Source organism: Martinezella rhizogenes, assembly GCF_007002745.1.
Taxonomy (GTDB): domain Bacteria; phylum Pseudomonadota; class Alphaproteobacteria; order Rhizobiales; family Rhizobiaceae; genus Agrobacterium; species Agrobacterium cucumeris.
In genome coordinates this window covers 252,722-271,196 of record NZ_SGNY01000004.1, presented here as the reverse complement: position 1 = coordinate 271,196, position 18,475 = coordinate 252,722, and the positions used below count along the sequence as shown (strand labels likewise).

19 protein-coding genes are annotated in these 18,475 nt (G+C 59.1%); 11 read left to right on the top strand and 8 right to left on the bottom strand.

What is annotated here, in order from left to right; genetic code table 11:
* The first annotated feature begins 16 nt into the window (after positions 1-16).
* Entirely contained in the window at positions 17-193 is a 177-nt protein-coding gene (locus EXN68_RS14500; protein ID WP_142841561.1) for a YdcH family protein, read from the top strand.
* A gap of 112 nt (positions 194-305) precedes the next feature.
* Here the strand turns inward: EXN68_RS14500 and EXN68_RS14495 are convergent, their stop codons facing one another.
* Positions 306-1,070 carry a sulfite exporter TauE/SafE family protein gene (locus EXN68_RS14495; RefSeq protein ID WP_142841560.1) on the bottom strand — a complete coding sequence of 255 codons (765 nt, stop codon included), beginning with the start codon at positions 1,068-1,070 and terminating at the stop codon, positions 306-308.
* Positions 1,071-1,174: 104 nt separating this feature from the next.
* Here EXN68_RS14495 and EXN68_RS14490 point away from each other — a divergent pair, with 104 nt between their 5' ends.
* The 7 genes from EXN68_RS14490 to EXN68_RS14460 all read left to right on the top strand — a co-directional run bounded on the left by EXN68_RS14490 (position 1,175) and on the right by EXN68_RS14460 (position 8,171).
* Positions 1,175-1,828 (top strand): thiamine phosphate synthase, encoded by a 654-nt coding sequence (locus tag EXN68_RS14490; protein ID WP_142841559.1) that lies wholly within the window; start codon positions 1,175-1,177, stop codon positions 1,826-1,828.
* 8 nt (positions 1,829-1,836) lie between these two features.
* Complete coding sequence (locus tag EXN68_RS14485; protein WP_161991346.1) at positions 1,837-2,937, top strand: tetratricopeptide repeat protein; 1,101 nt, start codon at positions 1,837-1,839, stop codon at positions 2,935-2,937.
* A gap of 164 nt (positions 2,938-3,101) precedes the next feature.
* The gene (locus EXN68_RS14480) at positions 3,102-3,902 is read left to right on the top strand and encodes an inositol monophosphatase family protein (RefSeq protein WP_142841557.1); all 801 of its coding nucleotides are present in this window, start codon (positions 3,102-3,104) and stop codon (positions 3,900-3,902) included.
* A gap of 200 nt (positions 3,903-4,102) precedes the next feature.
* A complete protein-coding gene (locus tag EXN68_RS14475) occupies positions 4,103-5,122 on the top strand; it encodes a flagellar motor protein MotA (RefSeq protein ID WP_142841556.1) in 1,020 nt (339 codons plus the stop codon).
* Between the two features lie 2 nt (positions 5,123-5,124).
* Positions 5,125-6,156: a peptidoglycan -binding protein gene (locus EXN68_RS14470; protein ID WP_142841555.1), complete on the top strand. Its 1,032-nt coding sequence runs from the start codon at positions 5,125-5,127 to the stop codon at positions 6,154-6,156.
* Between the two features lie 15 nt (positions 6,157-6,171).
* Positions 6,172-6,426, top strand: a complete 255-nt coding sequence (locus EXN68_RS14465; RefSeq protein ID WP_142841554.1) for a hypothetical protein — start codon at positions 6,172-6,174, stop codon at positions 6,424-6,426.
* Between the two features lie 98 nt (positions 6,427-6,524).
* The gene (locus EXN68_RS14460; protein WP_142841553.1) at positions 6,525-8,171 is read left to right on the top strand and encodes an FAD-binding dehydrogenase; all 1,647 of its coding nucleotides are present in this window, start codon (positions 6,525-6,527) and stop codon (positions 8,169-8,171) included.
* Positions 8,172-8,176: 5 nt separating this feature from the next.
* Here EXN68_RS14460 and EXN68_RS14455 read toward each other — a convergent pair whose 3' ends face one another.
* Positions 8,177-9,976, bottom strand: a complete 1,800-nt coding sequence (locus EXN68_RS14455) for an ABC transporter transmembrane domain-containing protein (protein WP_142841552.1) — start codon at positions 9,974-9,976, stop codon at positions 8,177-8,179.
* A 260-nt stretch (positions 9,977-10,236) separates the two neighbouring features.
* Between EXN68_RS14455 and rpmE the strand changes: the two genes are divergently transcribed.
* Positions 10,237-10,458, top strand: coding sequence for a 50S ribosomal protein L31 (rpmE, locus tag EXN68_RS14450; protein ID WP_003506183.1), 222 nt, complete (start codon positions 10,237-10,239; stop codon positions 10,456-10,458).
* Positions 10,459-10,614: 156 nt separating this feature from the next.
* Here rpmE and rcdA read toward each other — a convergent pair whose 3' ends face one another.
* The 3 genes from rcdA to EXN68_RS14435 form a co-directional block, all read right to left on the bottom strand.
* Positions 10,615-11,130, bottom strand: coding sequence for a protease adaptor protein RcdA (gene rcdA / locus EXN68_RS14445; RefSeq protein ID WP_137087995.1), 516 nt, complete (start codon positions 11,128-11,130; stop codon positions 10,615-10,617).
* A 403-nt stretch (positions 11,131-11,533) separates the two neighbouring features.
* A complete protein-coding gene (locus tag EXN68_RS14440) occupies positions 11,534-11,725 on the bottom strand; it encodes a DUF1192 domain-containing protein (RefSeq protein WP_142841551.1) in 192 nt (63 codons plus the stop codon).
* Positions 11,722-13,011 (bottom strand): MFS transporter, encoded by a 1,290-nt coding sequence (locus tag EXN68_RS14435; protein ID WP_142841550.1) that lies wholly within the window; start codon positions 13,009-13,011, stop codon positions 11,722-11,724. The genes EXN68_RS14440 and EXN68_RS14435 overlap by 4 nt, the downstream gene beginning before the upstream one ends.
* 136 nt (positions 13,012-13,147) lie before the next feature.
* On the opposite strand from EXN68_RS14435, the gene EXN68_RS27660 reads away from it, so the two are divergent.
* A complete protein-coding gene (locus EXN68_RS27660) occupies positions 13,148-13,303 on the top strand; it encodes a hypothetical protein (protein ID WP_003497629.1) in 156 nt (51 codons plus the stop codon).
* A gap of 57 nt (positions 13,304-13,360) precedes the next feature.
* On the opposite strand, the gene EXN68_RS14430 is transcribed toward EXN68_RS27660, so the two are convergent.
* From EXN68_RS14430 to EXN68_RS14420, 3 genes are all read right to left on the bottom strand, one after another.
* The gene (locus tag EXN68_RS14430; RefSeq protein ID WP_142841549.1) at positions 13,361-14,386 is read right to left on the bottom strand and encodes a class I fructose-bisphosphate aldolase; all 1,026 of its coding nucleotides are present in this window, start codon (positions 14,384-14,386) and stop codon (positions 13,361-13,363) included.
* A 191-nt stretch (positions 14,387-14,577) separates the two neighbouring features.
* The gene (locus tag EXN68_RS14425) at positions 14,578-15,780 is read right to left on the bottom strand and encodes a phosphoglycerate kinase (RefSeq protein ID WP_142841548.1); all 1,203 of its coding nucleotides are present in this window, start codon (positions 15,778-15,780) and stop codon (positions 14,578-14,580) included.
* A 67-nt stretch (positions 15,781-15,847) separates the two neighbouring features.
* Positions 15,848-17,713 (bottom strand): potassium/proton antiporter, encoded by a 1,866-nt coding sequence (locus tag EXN68_RS14420; RefSeq protein WP_142841547.1) that lies wholly within the window; start codon positions 17,711-17,713, stop codon positions 15,848-15,850.
* A 421-nt stretch (positions 17,714-18,134) separates the two neighbouring features.
* On the opposite strand from EXN68_RS14420, the gene EXN68_RS14410 reads away from it, so the two are divergent.
* A complete protein-coding gene (locus EXN68_RS14410; RefSeq protein WP_142841545.1) occupies positions 18,135-18,395 on the top strand; it encodes a hypothetical protein in 261 nt (86 codons plus the stop codon).
* Positions 18,396-18,475: the final 80 nt, after the last annotated feature.

Here is an 18,475-nt window from a genome sequence, read left to right as displayed (position 1 = left end):
AGGAAGGACGTGCCGCATGACCATTCAGGCTCATATTGCATCGCTCGAAAAGAAACACGGCGCTCTGGAGGAGCAGCTCGAAAGTATTCTTGCTTCCCCGTCTTCGGACGATACGGAGATTGCCGACCTCAAACGTCGTAAACTGCGCCTGAAGGATGAATTGCAGAGGCTCAGAGCCTCCACTAGGCATTGAATTGAATAAACCACACCGCAGCCTTTTATGAAATTAAGGACTGACGGTTTGTTCTCTTTAGGCCCCGGCAGCACCTGTGGTGCAGTCGGGGCTTTTTATTGGCTGGCGAAGGCTAAAGCGGCAACCCGTCCCATAGCAGCTTTGATGCGGCGACAAGCGCCATCGTATACATGAGCGGATAAAACACTGATGGTTTCATGTATTTCACCACTTTGGCGCCAGCGAGTGTCGCCAGCATCGCCACGGGCAGCAGGCTTGCCGATGTCTTGAGGTTGGTGGCGTCAAGCGCGCCCAGCGCAAAATAGGGGATGAGCTTGATTGCATTCATGATGGCGAAGAAACGCACGCTCATGCCGGTATAGGTTTTGGGATCGAGTTTTAGCGGCAGGACGTAGATCTGGAAGGGCGGCCCGCCCGCATGGGCCACGAAACTCGCATAACCCGACAGGCTGGACCAGAGCGTCGCGGCCGCCGGTCGTTGCGGTTTGGCCGGGATTGCCTGCCCCCTTCGGCTTTTGAAGCTCTCGTAAAAATAGCGCATGACGAAGAGGATGGTTACCGAGGCGACGACAAGGCGCATGGCGTCTGCCGATATGAGGCTGGAGGTGGCCCAACCGAGCGTGATGCCGGCGATTGCGCCCGGTAACATGATGAGGAGCGTTTGACGATGGTTATGGTGCCGCCACGCCCAAAGCGCCACGAGATCCATGACGATCAGGATCGGCAGGAAGATAGCCGCCGCCTGCACGGGCGGGATCGCCAGTGCCATAAGCGGCACGCCCATCAGTGCCAGCGCGCCGCCAAGCCCACCCTTGGAAAGGCCGACAAGCACGACTGCGGGAATGGCGACGAGAAAAAAATGAAAATCGGTCAGCATGGATGGATGGTTGATCCTTTCGCCGGTCCGGTTTATCGGATTTATCATATCAAAACGAGTGCAGATCGCTCCGGAAGTGTCTTCTGCCTGAAATGGACGAACCGATGACCATAGTTGAAGACCGCTGCCGCCTTGTCCTGATCGTCCCGCAATCGGGCGATGCGCAAAAACAGGCGGCAGATTTGGAAGACGCATTGCGGGGCGGCGATGTGGCCTCCGTCATCATTCCGCAATACGATCTGGATGACGCGTCTTTCCAGAAGTGGGCCGAACTCATTGTGCCGACCGTTCAGAAAGCGGGTGCTGCCGCTCTCATCGCCGGCGACAGCCGCGTCGCCAGCCGGGTGAAGGCGGACGGCCTGCATGTGGCAGGTAATGCCGAGGCGCTGGCCGAGGCCGTGGAAAACTTTACGCCGAAACTGATCGTCGGCGGCGGCAATGCGGACGACCGCCACAAGGCTCTGGAGATGGGTGAGGCCAACCCGGACTACGTCTTTTTTGGCAAGCTGGAAGGTGACATCAAGCCGGAGGCCCATCCCAAAAACCTGGCGCTTGGCGAGTGGTGGGCGTCGATGATCGAAATCCCGGCCATCGTCATGGGCGGCACGGATCCGTCCTCGGTGGTTGCCGTGGCTGAAACCGGCGTGGAATTTGTGGCGATGCGCAGCGGCGTTTTCGACAATGACGCCGGTGCCGCCCAGGCGGTTTCTGAAATCAACGCTTTGCTTGACGAAAAAGCGCCACGGTTTGGCGGTTGATACAGGCGATGTTCATGCGCTCGGTTCCTTTCTGCTTTTCCGTTTCGCTGCTGGCGCTTGCTTTTGGTGCACCGGCGGGCGTTGCCTTTGCTCAATCCGGGCCGCAAAGCGAGAGCAATGCGCTCTCCCGCCAGATGGAAGATGAGGCGCAGCCTTCCCGTCAGGGCAGGGTGCAATCCGAGGAGCAGAAGGATCTGCAGCCGTCGCAGGGCGTCAATGTCTATCAGCGCATGGGCGCAGACCTGCCGGCACTGCCGCCTGAGAAGGAATTCAAGGGCAGGATAGATGAGGCCTACGGGCATTTCCAGCGCGGCGAATATGTGCAGGCGCTCGACAAAGCGCTGAGCCGCGCGCAAAACGGCGATGCGTCCGCGCAGACGCTGGTGGCCGAAATGATGTCGCGCGGCCTCGGTATCGCCCGCGATGAGAAGACCTCGGCCTTCTGGTATCAGCAGGCGGCGCAGGGTGGCGATCCCGTCGCCATGTTCAAATTCGCCCTTATCCTGATGGAAGGCAAATTCGTTACCCGCGACAAGGTCAAGGCCGACGATTTCATGCGCCGGGCGGCGGAAGCCGGCAATGCGTCCGCCCAGTTCAACTGGGGGCAGATACTGGTTTCGGAAAATCCCGGCGCCAAGGGCCTGCTGATGGCCATGCCATTCTATGAAAAATCCGCCGAGCAGGGCATTGCCGACGCGCAATATGCGGTGTCGCAGATTTACTGGTCGGTCAAGGATGTGCCGGCAGACAAGAAGGCCAAGGCGCGGGACTGGCTGATGCGGGCCGCAAAGGCAGGATACGATACCGCGCAGGTCGATCTCGGCATCTGGCTGGTCAACGGTTTCGGTGGCGAGAGAAATCTGGAAGAGGGCTTCCGCTGGCTTTATGGCGCGGCGCAGCGTGGTAACGTCATTGCGCAGAACAAGGTGGCGCATCTTTACATTCAGGCGCTCGGCACCCGGCCAGATCCGGTGGAGGCGGCCAAATGGTATGTACTCTCCCGCCGTGCCGGTCTGAAGGATCCGGCTCTCGAGGATTTTTATCTTGGCATCACCGACGAGCAGCAGAAAAAGGGGATAGAGGCCGCAAATCGTTTCCGCCCGACGTGATGCAGGCCCGATCTTCCGGTGCCGGCTGGCCGGTGCGGGCTTTTTGCCTTGAATTTCCGCGCGTTTTGTGGTCTTGAACCGAAAACTTTCAATTCAAGAAAATAATGACGTGCCTGCCCGATGCGCTTTCGGGCGGTTCGCAAGCTTTCCAGGAAACAAATTCGATGGCCCGTTCAGCCCTTCTCAATGTCATGGTTCAGGCCGCCATCAAGGCGGGTAAGTCTTTGTCGCGTGACTTCGGTGAAGTGCAGAACCTTCAGGTTTCGGTCAAGGGACCGAGCGATTTCGTCTCGCAGGCGGACCTGAAAGCCGAAAAGATCGTGCGCGACGAGCTGATGAAAGCCCGCCCCACCTACGACTTTCTGGGCGAGGAAGGCGGCGAGGAAAAGGGCACGGATGGCGCGCATCGCTGGATCGTCGATCCGCTTGATGGCACCACCAACTTCCTGCACGGCATTCCGCATTTCGCCGTTTCCATCGCGCTCGAGCGCAATGGGGAAGTTGTCGCCGGCGTGATCTTCAATCCGGCCACCGACGAACTCTACACCGCCGAGCGTGGCGGCGGCGCGTTTCTCAATGATCGCCGCATTCGCGTTGCTGCGCGTAAAGCGCTGACCGATTGCGTCATCGGCTGCGGCGTTCCGCATCTTGGCCGCGGCAATCATGGCAAATTCCTCGTCGAGCTTCGCCACGTCATGGGCGAGGCCGCCGGCATCCGCCGCATGGGCGCTGCAGCACTCGATCTCGCCTATGTGGCAGCAGGCCGTCTGGATGGTTTCTGGGAAGCCGAGCTTTCTCCGTGGGACATGGCAGCCGGTCTGGTGCTGATTCGTGAGGCCGGCGGTTTTGCTTCCGACATCAAGGGCGGCACGGATATCTTCGGCAGCGGCACCGTTGCAGCCGGAAATGAATATATCCACAAGTCGCTTGTGGAAGTCGCCAACCGCCCGATACCGGGCCGCTGATCGATTTCGGCAGAAAACCTGCCGTTTAATGCAAGTTTCAGGCGCCCGGCGAACCCTTGCCGGGCGTTTTTGTTTTTCTGCGCACGGTCCGCTTCCGGTTTTGTAAAATGCCTGTGACGAAAGACCGGCTTTTCGCTTCAAATCGTCGCAATTTTCAAATAGCTTCCGCTAGATACGTGACCGAAGGGAATGCGAACGTTATGGCGGATTCGGAGTTACTTGATCTCGGCGTCGAGAAACCGGTGACCACGCGGCAATACAGCCACAAGCTGTCCAGCCCCACACCGTTTCTGTGGACGATGGTTCTGTTTCTGATCCTCGTCGGCTTCCTGGCGGCCATTCTTTACCGGCAGGCGCACACCGCCTTCATGACCAATCCCGGTCTCAACGGCTTCATTCTCGGCGTTTTGGCCATCGGCATCATTCTGGTGTTTACCCAGACCATGAGCCTGCGCTCTGAAGTGCGCTGGTTTAATGCCTTCCGCGCTGCCGGCAGCGTCGAAAAGGTCGGCCGTGCGCCCAAACTGCTTGCCCCCATGAGCACGCTGATCGGCAAGCGCGGCGAGGTTAGGCTTTCCACCGTCACGCAGCGGACCATCCTCGATTCCATAGGGACGCGTCTTGATGAATCGCGTGACACATCGCGTTATCTCGTCGGCCTTCTGGTGTTTCTCGGTCTGCTCGGCACCTTCTGGGGCCTGATCGGCACCATCGGCGCCATCAGCAATGTCATCCAGTCGCTTGATCCGAGCGCCGGCGACAGCAATGATATTCTAAGCTCGCTCAAAGCGGGTCTCACAGCACCGCTTGCCGGCATGGGAACGGCGTTTTCCTCATCGCTTCTGGGTCTTTCGGGTTCGCTGATCCTCGGTTTTCTCGATCTTCAGGCTGGCCGCGCCCAGAACCGCTTTTATACACAGCTTGAAAACTGGCTGTCTTCTGTCACCGATACGACGGTGGAGGGCCCAAGGGAATTCAAGGCTGAAGCCGGCGCCATGGTCAGCACCGAGCGTTCGCTTGCGGCCATGACCAGCCTTGCCGAAGGTATTCAGGGCCTCGTCAAGAATATGCGCAGCGAACAGCAGATGCTGCGCGACTGGATCGAGGCGCAACAGGAAGAATCGAAATCGCTTCGCCGCACGCTCGACCGGCTGTCGACGCGCATTGACAGCGAAACAAAATCCTCCGGACGCACCCGGCACGATAACGGGAGCGAGTAGCCATGGCGCTTGCGCGCAACCGCCGCCGCGACAGGGGTGTGGATTATTGGCCGGGTTTCGTCGATGCGCTGTCGACGCTGCTCATGGCCATCATGTTTCTGCTGACCGTCTTCGTGCTGGCGCAGTTTGTCCTGTCGCGGGAAATTACCGGCAAGGACGAGGTGCTGACGCGCCTCAACAGCCAGATTGCCGAATTGACCGAACTTCTGGCCATGGAAAAGGGCAACAAGCAGGATATTGAGGACGCGCTGGCAAGCCTGCAATCGACGCTCGCCTCATCGGAAAATGAGCGTTCGCGCCTGCAGGCGCTTCTCGATGCGGGATCGGGCAGCAGTGCCAACGCCAATGCCCGGATCGGCAGCCTGACCGGCGAGCTGGATGACCAGAAGCAGGCCAACTCCCGTGCGTCTGCGCAGATCGAATTGCTCAACCAGCAGATTGCGGCGCTGAGGGCGCAGATCGCTTCAGTGGAAGCCGCCCTGCAGGCATCGGAAGCCAAGGACACCTCGTCTCAGGTCAAGATCGCCGATCTCGGCCGCCGCCTCAATGTCGCGCTGGCACAGCGGGTGCAGGAACTGAACCGCTATCGCTCGGATTTCTTCGGCCGGCTGCGCGAAATCCTCTCGGATCGCGAAAATATCCGCATCGTCGGCGACCGTTTCGTCTTCCAGTCCGAAGTGCTGTTTCCTTCCGGCGGAAATGACCTCAATCCAGCCGGGCAGGCGGAAATGGAGAAGCTGGCGGCCGCGCTTATCGATCTCGCCAAGGAAATCCCGGCCGAGATCAACTGGGTACTGCGTGTGGATGGCCATACGGACAATGTTCAGCTTTCCGGTTCCGGTCGTTTCCGCGACAATTGGGAACTTTCCTCGGCCCGCGCCACCTCGGTGGTGAAATTCCTGATCTCCAGGGGCGTGCCGGCAAACCGGCTGGTTGCCGCTGGCTTTGGCGAGTTTCAGCCGATTGCTGAAGGCGATACGCCGGAAGCCCGCCAGCAGAACCGTCGTATCGAACTCAAGCTCACCGAACGCTAGTCCTACGGAGAACATATGACATTCTCAGATGAGCCTTATGCTGTAGCACAACTGGCAATGTCACAATTGAAGTCGGCCATCTATCTTTTGTTGAAAAGCGACAAGAGTGAGGGAATGAAGAATTCCGAGATCGGCCGTTCACTTGGAATCTACACGGGCCACGTAGAGCACGAAGGCCATATTTCACGTACTTTGCTGTCCATCATGGAGGCAGAGGGTGTGGTAGAGCAGAACAAAGAAACGAAGCTTTGGTCACTCAAGAAATTTTAGTCCGCACTGCTTTCAACATCTCCCACATGCGGCCATTGTGCGTTAATTTACAGTTTACGTTCGCGTAAAGGTAATTCCGCCATGTCTGGGAGGGGTTGATGGAGCGATATGATGTGATCATCGTCGGTGCGGGGCTTGCCGGGCTGGTGGCGGCGACCGAGGCGGTCGAGCGAGGACTGAGCGTCTGTGTCGTGGATCAGGAGGGCGAGCAGAACCTTGGCGGACAGGCGTTCTGGTCGCTGGGTGGTCTGTTTTTTGTTGATAGCCCCGAGCAGCGTCGGATGCGGGTGCGCGACAATCTCGATCTCGCAAGGCAGGACTGGTTCGGTTCGGCCGGTTTCGACCGTCCCGAGGATCACTGGCCACGCCGCTGGGCGGAAGCCTATCTGGATTTTGCGGCTGGCGAGAAGCGTGAATGGTTGCACCGGATGGGCATGCGCTGGTTTCCCGTGGTCGGCTGGGCTGAACGCGGCGGAGCGCTTGCCGATGGTCACGGCAATTCCGTTCCGCGGTTTCATGTCACCTGGGGAACCGGCCCCGGTGTGCTGGCACCTTTCGTTGAAAAGGCGAAGGCCATGGCGGCAAATGGTCGGCTCACCTTTCGTTTCCGCCACCGCGTTGACCATCTGGATATGACCGATGGCCGGGTGACTGGCGTTTCCGGGGCGGTCCTTGCAACGGATCCGGTGTTGCGTGGGCAACGGAGCAGCCGCGAAGTTGAGGGTGATTTCACCCTTTCGGCCTCGGCGGTTATTGTCAGTTCCGGTGGCATTGGCGGTAATCAGGAGATGGTAAGGCGCAACTGGCCGGTGGAGCGGCTGGGCAAGCCTCCGGCAGATATGGTCTGCGGCGTGCCGGCACATGTGGATGGCCGCATGATCGCGATCACCGAGGCGGCGGGCGGCGCCGTCATTAACCCCGATCGCATGTGGCATTACACGGAAGGCGTGAAGAACCACGACCCGATCTGGCCGGGTCACGGTATCCGCATCCTGCCCGGCCCCTCATCCTTCTGGTGCGATGCGGATGGAAACCGTCTTGCCGCCCCCGCCATGCCGGGCTTCGATACGCTCGGCACGCTAAAAATGCTGGGCGAGCGCGGCAGCGGTCATAGCTGGTTCATCCTGACCAAGGCGATCATCAAGAAGGAATTCGCGCTTTCCGGCTCCGAGCAAAATCCGGATCTGACGGGCAAGGATGTGCGGCTGCTGCTCAAGCGGTTGGGCAAGGAGCCGCCGGGACCTGTGCGGGCTTTCATGGAGCGCGGTGAGGATTTCGCTGTCCGCGATACGTTGGAAGAGCTTGTGGCGGCGATGAACGCCATCAGCGGCGACGCGCGGCTGAATATCGATCACATCCGCCGGCAGATTGAAGCGCGTGACCGCGAAATCGTGAATGGTTTCAGCAAGGATGCGCAGGTAACCGCGATCCATGGCGCACGCCGTTATCTCGGCGACAAGCTGATGCGGACGGCGAAACCACACCGTTTGCTCGATCCCGCGATGGGACCATTGATCGCGGTGCGCCTGCATGTGCTGACGCGCAAAACGCTTGGTGGCCTGCATACCGACCTTGAGGCGCGGGTGCTGGATGCTGCCGGTGAGCCGGTGCCGGGCCTTTATGCCGCCGGTGAAGTGGCCGGTTTTGGCGGCGGCGGCATGCATGGCTATAATGCGCTCGAAGGCACATTTCTTGGCGGATGTTTGTTTTCAGGCCGCGTTGCGGGGCGCAGCGTACTGGCTTAAACGGCTCAGGCCTGGGCGCGCAGCTCATCCGGGCTGGTCTGGAATTGCAGCCGGGCCAGTCGTGCATAAAGGCCATTCTGGCGAATGAGGCTCTGATGCGTGCCTTCCTCGATGATGCGGCCGTCATCCATCACCAGAATGCGGTCGGCTTTCAGCACGGTGGCCAGGCGGTGGGCGATGACGATGGTTGTGCGCGTGTTCATCAACTCATCGAGCGCCTTTTGCACCAGCGTTTCGCTTTCCGCATCGAGCGCTGAGGTCGCTTCGTCGAGAAGCAGGATCGGCGCGTCGCGTAAAATGGCGCGGGCAATGGCGATGCGCTGGCGCTGGCCGCCGGAAAGCGTCACGCCGCGCTCGCCCACCTGCGTGTCATAACCATCGGTGAGGCGCTCGATGAAACTGTCCGCCTGCGCGGCGATGGCCGCGGCGCGGACCTCTTCGCGGGTCGCCTGCGGTCGGCCGAAGGCGATATTATCGTGAATGGAAGATGCAAAGATCGCCACATCCTGCGGAACGATGGACAGGCGCGCGCGCAGATCGGTCAGGCTGACATCGCGAATATCAGTGCCATCGACCGTGATGCGGCCCTGTTGCGGATCGTAAAACCGCATCAGCAGCGAAAACACCGTGCTCTTGCCAGCACCGGATGGGCCGACAATGGCCACCGTCTCGCCGGCGCCGACCTTGAACGAAAGGCCGGAAAGGGTTGGGCGTCCCGCCGCCAGCGGATAGACAAAATCGACATTTTCGAATTCCGCCTCGCCGCGCGGCGGCTCAACCATGGCAACAGGTGCCGTGGGTTCGATCACGGGTGAGCGCTCATTCAGCAGCTCGGAAAGCCGTTCGGCAGCACCACCCGCCTGTGCCAGCTCACCCCAGACTTCCGAGAGCTGGCCAAGACCGCTGGCGGCGATGACCGAATAAAGCACGAACTGGCCGAGCGTTCCTGCCGTCATGCCGCCGGAAAGGACGCTCTGCGCGCCATACCAGAGAATGCCGACAACGCTTCCGAAGACCAGCGCAATGGCGACGGCGGTGAGGATGGAGCGGGCGCCGATCGCCGCGCGTGCACCCTGATAAGCCGCTTCCACGGAGGTGCCGTAACGGGCATTCGCCAGCGCTTCGGCATTGAAGGACTGCACGGTGCGGCTTGCGGCGATCGTCTCGGAGGCATAGGCGGCAGAATTGGCCAGCGTATCCTGCGTCGTGCGGGAGCGGGCACGAACAGACCGTCCGAAAGCGATCAGCGGAAAAACGATGAAGGGAATGGCAAGCAGCGCGAGGCCGGAAAGACCGGGGCTGGTATAGATCATCATCACCACTGCGCCACAACACATGATGATGTTGCGCAGTGCCACCGAGGCCGATGAACCGAAAGCCGAGCGAATCTGCACCGTATCTGCGGTCAGCCGCGAGGTCAGTTCGCCGGAGCGGTTACTATCGAAAAACTGTTGCGACAACGTGGTGAGGTGGGCAAAGACATCGCGACGCAGATCAGCGACAACCCGCTCACCAATCGTCATGACATAATAATAACGCATGGCGCTGGCGAGCGCGAGCAGGACGGCAATTGCCAGAAGCACCGCGAAATAGCTGTTGATCATGCCGCCATCCGGCGTCTGAAAACCGTGGTCGATGATGCGACGAACGGCAAGCGGCAGCGCCAGCGTGGTGGCGGAAGAAAGAACAAGCGCAAAAAGGGCCGCCGCCATCAGGCCGCGATAACGCCTGAGATAGGGAAACAGGCTGAGAAGTGGCTTCAGGCTTCTCTGTTTTGCTGCTTTCTGCTCTTCTATGTCTGCCACGTGCCTGATGCTCCTCGTTCCATGCCATTTTCGGCCATTTAGGGAGAAGATTTCCGGCGTGCGGTAAAATTCCTGCCCTGGCGGCCATCTCCTTTCACAAGGGTATGGCAGGCTCTTGTTATCTCGGCGACCTTCATGTATAGGCTCCGCATCGAATTGGGAAGCCATAGCCCATCTGGTCTATGGCTTCATTTATTGAAATGGCTCAATTGACGCAATTGCGGCAATGGACCGCACGTCACTTAACCAGGAAGATTGTCATGAAGGCTGATATCCATCCCGCTTACCACACGATCAAGGTGGTCATGACCGATGGCACCGAATACGAAACCCGCTCCACCTGGGGTTCGGAAGGCGCTGTCATGAACCTTGAAATCGACCCCAAGTCCCATCCGGCATGGACGGGCGGCAACCAGCAGCTTATGGACCGCGGTGGTCGCGTTTCCAAGTTCAACAAGCGTTTCGGCGGCCTTGGCCTCTGATCCACTTGCGGACGGATCGTTTTAAAAAAAAGCCCGGTTTTGCCGGGCTTTTTTGTTGCCCTGTTTTGGTGGTGGCGTTCACTCGACATAATACCAAAACAAAAAAGCAGGCCGATGAGCCTGCTTTTCAAATTGTCCGGATAAGGTCGTCTTTTCTCAGTTGATGGAGAAAGCCGTGCGCAGGAGATTGAGCTGCGCCTGCACGCTGTTTTCATTGTCCGGCACCTTGGTGGCTTCGGACGGACGGTATATTTCGCGGTCGAGAAGGGCGATGCGGTTCTGGAGACGCAGCGACCGTTCGATGAGGTCACGGAAAGATTCCGGCAGGTCGTTCCAGCCCGGCGCATTGCGGTCGACATTGAAGCTGTCGAGACGCACCTTGCTCTTTTCGCTCAGAACCTGGTCCCGCGTCATTTCGCCATTGTTGACGGCGCGCTGCAGAAGCAGCCAGGAGGCCATCTGCATCAGGCGGGTGGTGAGACGCATCGATTCTGCTGCGTAAAGGACCGATGCCATGCGCGGCAGAACCTTCGAGGCAACGCGGCCGGCGCCATCGAGATAGCTTGCCGTTTCCTCAACCAAAGTCATGCCCTCAGTATAGAGGGTTTTGAACTGGTTGGAAGCAGCAGCGCGCCCCGCAAAGCTTATGGTATTTAAAACCTGTTCCGACATTTCTTTAAATCCCTGCTCACGCACCACACTGTCAGGCAACGAAGACTCGGATGTTTTGTTCCGGCCTTTTAGTGTTTTCAGGATGGTATCTTTACCCGAAATGCGCAAGGCAATTATTAAAGAAGGGTTAATACCCACAGTTTTACCGAAACCGGTGCGCGGTAAAAAAAGAGCCGCGAAAGCGGCTCTCAAGGTAAAACAGGGAGAAAAATCAGACCAATTCGCCGTATGGAGAAGATGCCTGAGGTCCAGAAGAACTGGACATGTATAGTAATCTCTCAGAAAGCTTAATTTTTGGTTAATGGTAAACGAAAGACTGCGCCAGAATATTCATTCCCGTTTACCATCAACGCTGCAGCTTGCCGCCGAAGGGCATTGACTGCGGGTTTTTCTTTAATTTCTGTCAGGATCGGAAGAGGTTTTCCGCCGCCAGTCGGCCGGCGGATTTTCGGGTCCTCTCCTCCTCCAGCCGGGTGATTTCGGCCTGCAGAAGATCGATACGGCTACTCAGCTCATCGACTGAAAGAAGGCTGAGATCGCTGCCGATCTCATGCGCCACGGGTTTTTGCGGGCGGTCATCGTCAAAGAGGCTCATATGCCTGCTCCTTTTTCCACATAGTCGCCATCGTCTTCGGAATATTGCGGCGCGCGCGGGTCAAGCGCAATACTTTCCGGCGTAACAAGCGGTGAAGGTGTGGTTGGCATCATCGTCGAGAAATTGTCTTTCTCGTCGGTTGAAAGGGCGGCGCGCTGACGGCTTCTGATGATGGCATATGCTGTGATCAGCACGTGGGCCACGGCCGTGACCAGAAACAGGGCATAGGGACCGGAATAGGTCATGACCGCGCCGCCGAGTGTCGGGCCGATAATGGTGCCGATGCCGTAAAGCAGCAACAACCCGCCGGAGACCTTCACGAAGTCTTCCGAGGCGGCATAGTCGTTGGCGTGCGCGACGGCAATGGGATAGAGCGCGTTGGCAGCGGCACCATAAACGGCGATCATGGCAATCAGTACATAGACATCATGGGGTTGCACCGCCGCGACGGCAAGGCCCGCGACCGCGCCGAGCCCGGCCAACCCGGCCAGTACGTAACGGCGATCTATCCGGTCAGAGAGGCGACCCGCCGGAAACTGCGCCAGGGCGCCGACGAAAATGGTGACGGAGACCATGATGGCGATCATGGTCGGGTCAAGACCGGCGCGTGCGCCGAAGACAGCGCCAAGTGTACCATAAGCGCCGTTGGCGATGCCGATCATCAGAATGCCGACGAAAGAAACCGGTGAATTGCGGTAGAGCGCCGGTAAATCCAGACTGACCTTCTGCAAGGGTTGGGGGCTCGCCGCCTTGGAAAGCGTGGCCGGCAGAATGGCGATGCAATAGATGATGCCGCAGATCATGAACAGCGAGGTATTGCTGATGTCGCCCATCGGCACGATCATCTGCCCCGCCACGACGCCGAGCAGCGTAATGGCGATATAGAGCGAAAAGATCATGCCGCGGCTCTCATTGGTGGCGCGTTCGTTCAGCCAGCTTTCGATGATCATCGAGGTGCCGGCGGTGCAGAAGCCGGTAAGTGCGCGCAGGGCAATCCACCAGACATCATCGACGATCAGGCCGGTCATCAGCACCGTCAGGCAGATCAGCGCGACGAAGGAGCCGAAGGCCCTCACATGGCCTGCACGGCGAACGATGGCGGGCGCCACGAAACAGCCGATGACGAAGCCGGCCGCCCAGGAGGTGCCGAGAAAGCCCAGGATTTCATTGGAGTAACCTTCCGCCGAACCGCGAACCGGCAGCACGAGGCCCTGAAGGCCGTTCCCGAGAAAAAGAAACAGAGTGCTGGATAAAAGAGCGAATACGGGTAGAAGATTTCTGCTCATGAAGACACTCTCATGCGTTCGGACGGACGGTCGGACAGGCCATAGAACGGGATTACCCGAATGAGTTGCACTCTTCTGGTGAACGGTAAAAATGTCCAGCCTGTGACGATGCAGAAATAAAGAAAAGGCTCAATAAATGACAAAGGCGATCGGGCTTTTTTTACTGCTGGCGATGGTGGTCCAGATCATCCGGCCTTTGGGTCTGCCGGGCCTTAAGAAAAGAGGCGATTGCTGGAAGATAGCGGTGGCCGCCTTTGTCATCTGGTCGGCGACGCTTCTGCTGCGCCCGTAAAGAAAAAGCCGCCCATCGGGGGCGGCTTTGATTGTTTTGACTGCCTGTCGAAGCGCCTTATGCGGCCTTTTCGAGTTCCAGCTTCCAGTTGCCCTTGGCGGCAAGGCTGTTCATGGCGGCGCGGTGCGTGAAGGCGCGCTGGCCGGCAGCAACATTCTCCTGCTTGCCGCCCCATGTCTTGAGTGCGGTGTCCTGGAGCGCGCGGCCATACGAATAGGTCAGCGACCAGGGCAGGTCGTAACCGGAATTCATGGCGGAGAGATGCGCGGTCGCTTCTTCGGAGGACTGGCCGCCGGAAAGGAAGGCGATGCCCGGAACGGCGGAGGGCACGGTGGCCTTCAGAACCTTTACGGTCTTTTCCGCTACTTCCTCGACCGAAGCCTTGCGGGCCTTCTTGCCGTCGATGATCATGTTCGGCTTGAGGATCATGCCTTCAAGGTTGACGCGGGCGTCGAACAGATCCGCGAACACGGTCTGGAGGACCCATTGCGTGACTTCCGCACAGCGATCGATGTCGTGCGTGCCGGGTTCGCCGTCCATCAGCACTTCAGGCTCCACGATCGGCACGATATCCGCCTGCTGGCAGAGAGCGGCGTAACGGGCGAGCGACTGGGAGTTAGCCTTGATCGAACCCCAGCTCGGACGCTGCTCACCGATGGTGATGACGCCACGCCACTTGGCGAAACGGGCGCCGGCCTCGTGGTACTTGCGCAGACGCTCGTAAAGACCGTCGAGGCCTTCGGTGATGAATTCATGCGGGTGGTAAGCCATCGGCTTTGCACCGATATCCACCTTGATGCCCGGCAGGCTGCCGGCGGCCTTGATGATGTCAACAAAAGGCGTGCCATCGGCAGCCTTCTGGAACAGGGTTTCTTCGTAAAGGATGACGCCGGAGATGTATTTCTTCATGGCGTCGTCGGAGCGGAACAGCATCTCGCGATAGTCGCGGCGGGCGGTCTCGGTGGACTCCAGATTAATGCTGTCGAAACGCTTTTTGATCGTTCCTGTGGATTCGTCGGCGGCGAGCAGGCCCTTGCCGTCGGCGACCATTTTGATTGCAATGTCTTCGAGACGTTCGGTCATTTGCTATTCTCCCAAGGCACAATAAATTCCCGATAACAGAAGTTCCAGGGCAGGGAAATGGCACGCTAACTCATTGAAACGATTGAAATGATTTCAATCGTTTGAAACTTTTCCTCCCATGTGCACTTACCAAAAAACAAGGCCGGGCAAGCAGGGCTTGTCCGGCCTCGTGTCAGGCAAGTGAAATGAGTTTACTTGGCAGCGGTCAGGATGGCAACGCCCGGCAATTCCTTGCCTTCCATCCATTCAAGGAAGGCGCCGCCTGCCGTCGAGATATAGGTGAAATCGTCGGAAACACCGGCATGGTTGAGCGCCGCGACCGTATCGCCGCCGCCGGCGACGGAAACGAGTTTGCCCGATTTCGTGCATTCGGCGGCGTGTTTTGCCGCTGCAACGGTCGCCGCATCGAAAGGCTCGATTTCAAAGGCGCCGAGCGGGCCATTCCAGACGAGTGTTTCCGCGCGGGAAATCCAGGCCTTGATGCTTTCAACCGATTTTGGCCCGACATCGAGAACCATGGCGTCAGCGGGGATGGCGTTGATATCGACCGTTTCATTGGCCGCACCGGCCTTGAACTCGCGGGCCACCACGCCATCTTCCGGCAGGACGATCGCACAGCCGGATGTCGCTGCCTCGATCATGATCTGTTTTGCGGTTTCCGCCAGATCGTGTTCGCACAGCGATTTGCCAACCTGCGCACCGCGGGCGGCAAGGAAGGTGTTGGCCATGCCACCGCCGATGACGAGCGCATCGACCTTCTTGACGAGGTTCATCAGGAGATCGATCTTGCTCGACACCTTGGCGCCGCCGACGATGGCGACCACCGGACGGACCGGCTGGCCAAGGCCCTTTTCCAGCGCCTCAAGCTCGGCCTGCATCGTGCGGCCGGCATAGGCGGGCAGGTGGCGCGCTAGGCCCTCGGTGGAGGCATGGGCGCGGTGAGCGGCGGAGAAGGCGTCATTCACATAGATATCGCCATTGGCGGCCAGTGCCTCGACGAATGCCGGATCGTTCTTTTCTTCGCCCTTGTGGAAGCGGGTGTTTTCCAGAAGCAGGATATCGCCATCGTTCATCTTCGCGACCGCGTCCGCTGCCGGCGCGCCAATGCAATCGGTCGCGAAGGAAACGGCGTGATCCAGCACTTCCTCGACGGTGGGGACGATCTGCGACAGCGACATGTCGGCCACCGGTTCGCCCTTCGGCCGGCCGAAATGGGCAAGCAGGATGACTTTCGCGCCCTTGCCGGACAGTTCCAGAATGGTCGGTGCAACCCGCTCGATACGGGTCGCGTCCGTTACTTTGCCATCCGCAACCGGCACGTTGAGATCAACGCGGACGAGGACGCGCTTTCCGGCAATGTCGTTAAGGTCGTCGATGGTCTTGAAAGCGGGCATGGGTCGATCCTGATTTGTTGCGAGTTCGGCACGGACCATACTATGCCTGATTGCCGACGCAAGCCGGTTAGCCTTCATTTTCTCTCACGGCGTTCGAAGGTGCGGCAGTGTCTTCGATAGCGTTGCCGGAGCGCGATTGACGCCGTTGCGCCAGATGGTCGCGCACCCGGCGAATGATCTCGCCGAAGCTGATGAAGATCGGCAGGCTGGTGGCCGGTTCGACTGGTTCCAGTGAGATACCGATGCCGGTGATGGCCTCATGTTCGTCCAGCGTCCGGACGATGAGGACAATCGAGCCGAGGCGGACGCGGTCGGCATAATCAGCTTTTCCGGAAAGGCGCGCCTCGATCAATTCGGCAATGCTCATCGCCTGTTCGGCCTGAGAAATAAGGCCAGGACCATAGGCCGCGTCCAGCTCCTTGGCCGGTCGGGCGGGGGAGATAAGGAAGGTGCCGAAGAAATCGGCATCGTCATCGGCAACCGGCAGGGCGCTGGCGAACAGCCGGTCGATCAGCCGCGAATAACCGGGCGCAATGAAAAGATAGACGAGGTCGTTTTCCCGCAGCCGGCCGGCATATTGGTAGCGGATAGACTTGCCATCGCGCACCACCAGCGAAGGCATCGCCCAGCGTGGAATGCGCTCGCCCTGCATGATGGCGCTGCCGTTGGCGACGCGGTAGGAGATCAGTTCGTGATTGGCGGTGCCGGGAAGGTCGACTTCCAGCTTGTCGACGTCGCCCATGCGCGGCGGCACGATCAGCCCGAGCCTTGTTGCCACCGGCTTGATTGTCCAGCCCTGCACCAGGAGCGATACCAGAACGATGATGAAGGCGGCGTTGAAATAGATCTGCGCATCATCCAGCCCGCCAAGAATGGGCATGATGGCAAGCAGGATGGAAACCGCGCCGCGCAGGCCGACCCATGCCACGAAGGATGTTTCCTGCTGGGTATAGCTGAAGGGCATGAGGCTGAGCCACACCGCGAGCGGGCGGGCGACGAAGATCAGGAAAAGTGCCAGCAGCACGGCCGGGATGGCGATTGCCGGAAATTGCGACGGCGTGGCGAGAAGGCCGAGCATCAGGAACATGATGATCTGGGCAAGCCAGGTCAGCCCTTCATGGAAACGTCGTATGGTCTCCTTGGCGAAAATCCTGCGGTTGCCGGCGACGATGCCCGCCACATAGACGGCGAGAAATCCGCTGCCGCCGATTGCGCCGGTGAAGGAAAAGACCAGCAGCGCCAGCGCCAGCACGAAGATTGGTGCCAACCCGCGGTCTGCTGCGAAGCGATTGACCACGGTAGCTATCATGAGGCCGCCGAGCAGGCCGAAAATCACCCCAAGGCCCATTTCTTCGATGAACAGCAGCAGGAAACCGCTGTCTATGCCTGCCAGTCCCTGACCCTTGGCAATGATTTCGACCAGAGCGACGGTCAGAAATATGGCCATGGGATCGTTGGTGCCGGACTCTACTTCCAGCGTTGAGCGCACCTGATCGCGGATGTGAATGCCACCGATGCGCAGCAGGAAGAATACGGCCGCTGCATCCGTGGAGGCGACGATTGCGCCGAGCAACAATCCCTCCAGCCAGGAAAGGCCGAGCAGCAGGGCGGCCGCGCCGGCGAAAAACACGGATGTGAGGATGACGCCGACTGTGGCGAGCGCGACGGCGGGTGCTGCCGAAAGCCGGAAGGATTGTATCGACGTGCCAAAACCGGAATCGAAAAGGATGACGGCAAGCACAAGCGAGCCGAGCATATAGGCGAGCGGATTGTTGGTGAATTCGATGCCGAGGCCATCCACGCCCGCGGCAAGGCCGATCATCAGAAAGAGCAGCAGCAGCGGCGCACCGAACCGGAAGGCGATGAGGCTGGAAAAGGCTGCGACGAGAACCAGAACAGTTGCCACCAGCAACAGAAGATAAAATGATTCCACGTCCACCGCCTCATTCAAACCGCGTTGGCCGCCGCAATGAATGCTCTGCGCGTCTGCAGCCAATGCGCCACGGGTTGCGGTCTGTCAGCGCTTGAGTTGTTGGCGTTGAAAGGCGACGCAAGGCGGGGTGTATCGAATGATACGGCAGGGCCGAAGTGCATTGCGCACGACCGTTGTCCCTGTGTTTCTTGTCGGTCTCAAAATGGACCAGACAAAGGCAGGAAATGGGAATTTTTTCGGCGAGCGAGCGAAGGTGCGCCGCTTGAAGCAACGCCTGTTCTGCGTCTGGAGCTTTTGCTTGGGATGGACAGGCAGTTTACCGAAATAGATTCGTCAGCCGTGTTTTCACGTAACATAGCGATAATCCAGCCGCGCTAGTTGTCACCTCCGAATTGCTTTTCATCATTACCGGAGCGATCGGATGAAACGAATATCCATCATTATATTAGTGGCGGCAGGCTCGATTGTTTCGGGTTGCTCCAGCACCGAGCAGACAGCTGAAAACATGGCCGCCCAACGCGAACGCTGTCGGGTATTTGGTTACCCTGAAGGTTCGCGTGATTTCGCAGACCGCATGATGAAGCTTTCGATGCAGCAAAGCGAACTGCGGCAGCAGACTTTCGATACGATCTGGAGCAATGCCGGCGACCGTGGCCCGGTCATCATCAACAATAAAAGATGACGGATGCGATTGTCTCATCCGTCGTATTGGGGAACGGCCAGTTTTTCGGCCGGCGACCGTTTTCGATCCGAAGCGTCCCC

What these genes read in the sequence shown, in the direction of transcription:
- EXN68_RS14500 (WP_142841561.1), top strand. Translation starts at nt 17, where the DNA reads ATGACCATTCAGGCTCATATTGCATCGCTCGAAAAGAAACACGGCGCT.
- EXN68_RS14495 (WP_142841560.1), bottom strand. Translation starts at nt 1,070, where the DNA reads ATGCTGACCGATTTTCATTTTTTTCTCGTCGCCATTCCCGCAGTCGTG.
- EXN68_RS14490 (WP_142841559.1), top strand. Translation starts at nt 1,175, where the DNA reads ATGACCATAGTTGAAGACCGCTGCCGCCTTGTCCTGATCGTCCCGCAA.
- EXN68_RS14485 (WP_161991346.1), top strand. Translation starts at nt 1,837, where the DNA reads ATGTTCATGCGCTCGGTTCCTTTCTGCTTTTCCGTTTCGCTGCTGGCG.
- EXN68_RS14480 (WP_142841557.1), top strand. Translation starts at nt 3,102, where the DNA reads ATGGCCCGTTCAGCCCTTCTCAATGTCATGGTTCAGGCCGCCATCAAG.
- EXN68_RS14475 (WP_142841556.1), top strand. Translation starts at nt 4,103, where the DNA reads ATGGCGGATTCGGAGTTACTTGATCTCGGCGTCGAGAAACCGGTGACC.
- EXN68_RS14470 (WP_142841555.1), top strand. Translation starts at nt 5,125, where the DNA reads ATGGCGCTTGCGCGCAACCGCCGCCGCGACAGGGGTGTGGATTATTGG.
- EXN68_RS14465 (WP_142841554.1), top strand. Translation starts at nt 6,172, where the DNA reads ATGACATTCTCAGATGAGCCTTATGCTGTAGCACAACTGGCAATGTCA.
- EXN68_RS14460 (WP_142841553.1), top strand. Translation starts at nt 6,525, where the DNA reads ATGGAGCGATATGATGTGATCATCGTCGGTGCGGGGCTTGCCGGGCTG.
- rpmE (WP_003506183.1), top strand. Translation starts at nt 10,237, where the DNA reads ATGAAGGCTGATATCCATCCCGCTTACCACACGATCAAGGTGGTCATG.
- rcdA (WP_137087995.1), bottom strand. Translation starts at nt 11,130, where the DNA reads ATGTCGGAACAGGTTTTAAATACCATAAGCTTTGCGGGGCGCGCTGCT.
- EXN68_RS14440 (WP_142841551.1), bottom strand. Translation starts at nt 11,725, where the DNA reads ATGAGCCTCTTTGACGATGACCGCCCGCAAAAACCCGTGGCGCATGAG.
- EXN68_RS14435 (WP_142841550.1), bottom strand. Translation starts at nt 13,011, where the DNA reads ATGAGCAGAAATCTTCTACCCGTATTCGCTCTTTTATCCAGCACTCTG.
- EXN68_RS27660 (WP_003497629.1), top strand. Translation starts at nt 13,148, where the DNA reads ATGACAAAGGCGATCGGGCTTTTTTTACTGCTGGCGATGGTGGTCCAG.
- EXN68_RS14430 (WP_142841549.1), bottom strand. Translation starts at nt 14,386, where the DNA reads ATGACCGAACGTCTCGAAGACATTGCAATCAAAATGGTCGCCGACGGC.
- EXN68_RS14425 (WP_142841548.1), bottom strand. Translation starts at nt 15,780, where the DNA reads ATGCCCGCTTTCAAGACCATCGACGACCTTAACGACATTGCCGGAAAG.
- EXN68_RS14410 (WP_142841545.1), top strand. Translation starts at nt 18,135, where the DNA reads ATGAAACGAATATCCATCATTATATTAGTGGCGGCAGGCTCGATTGTT.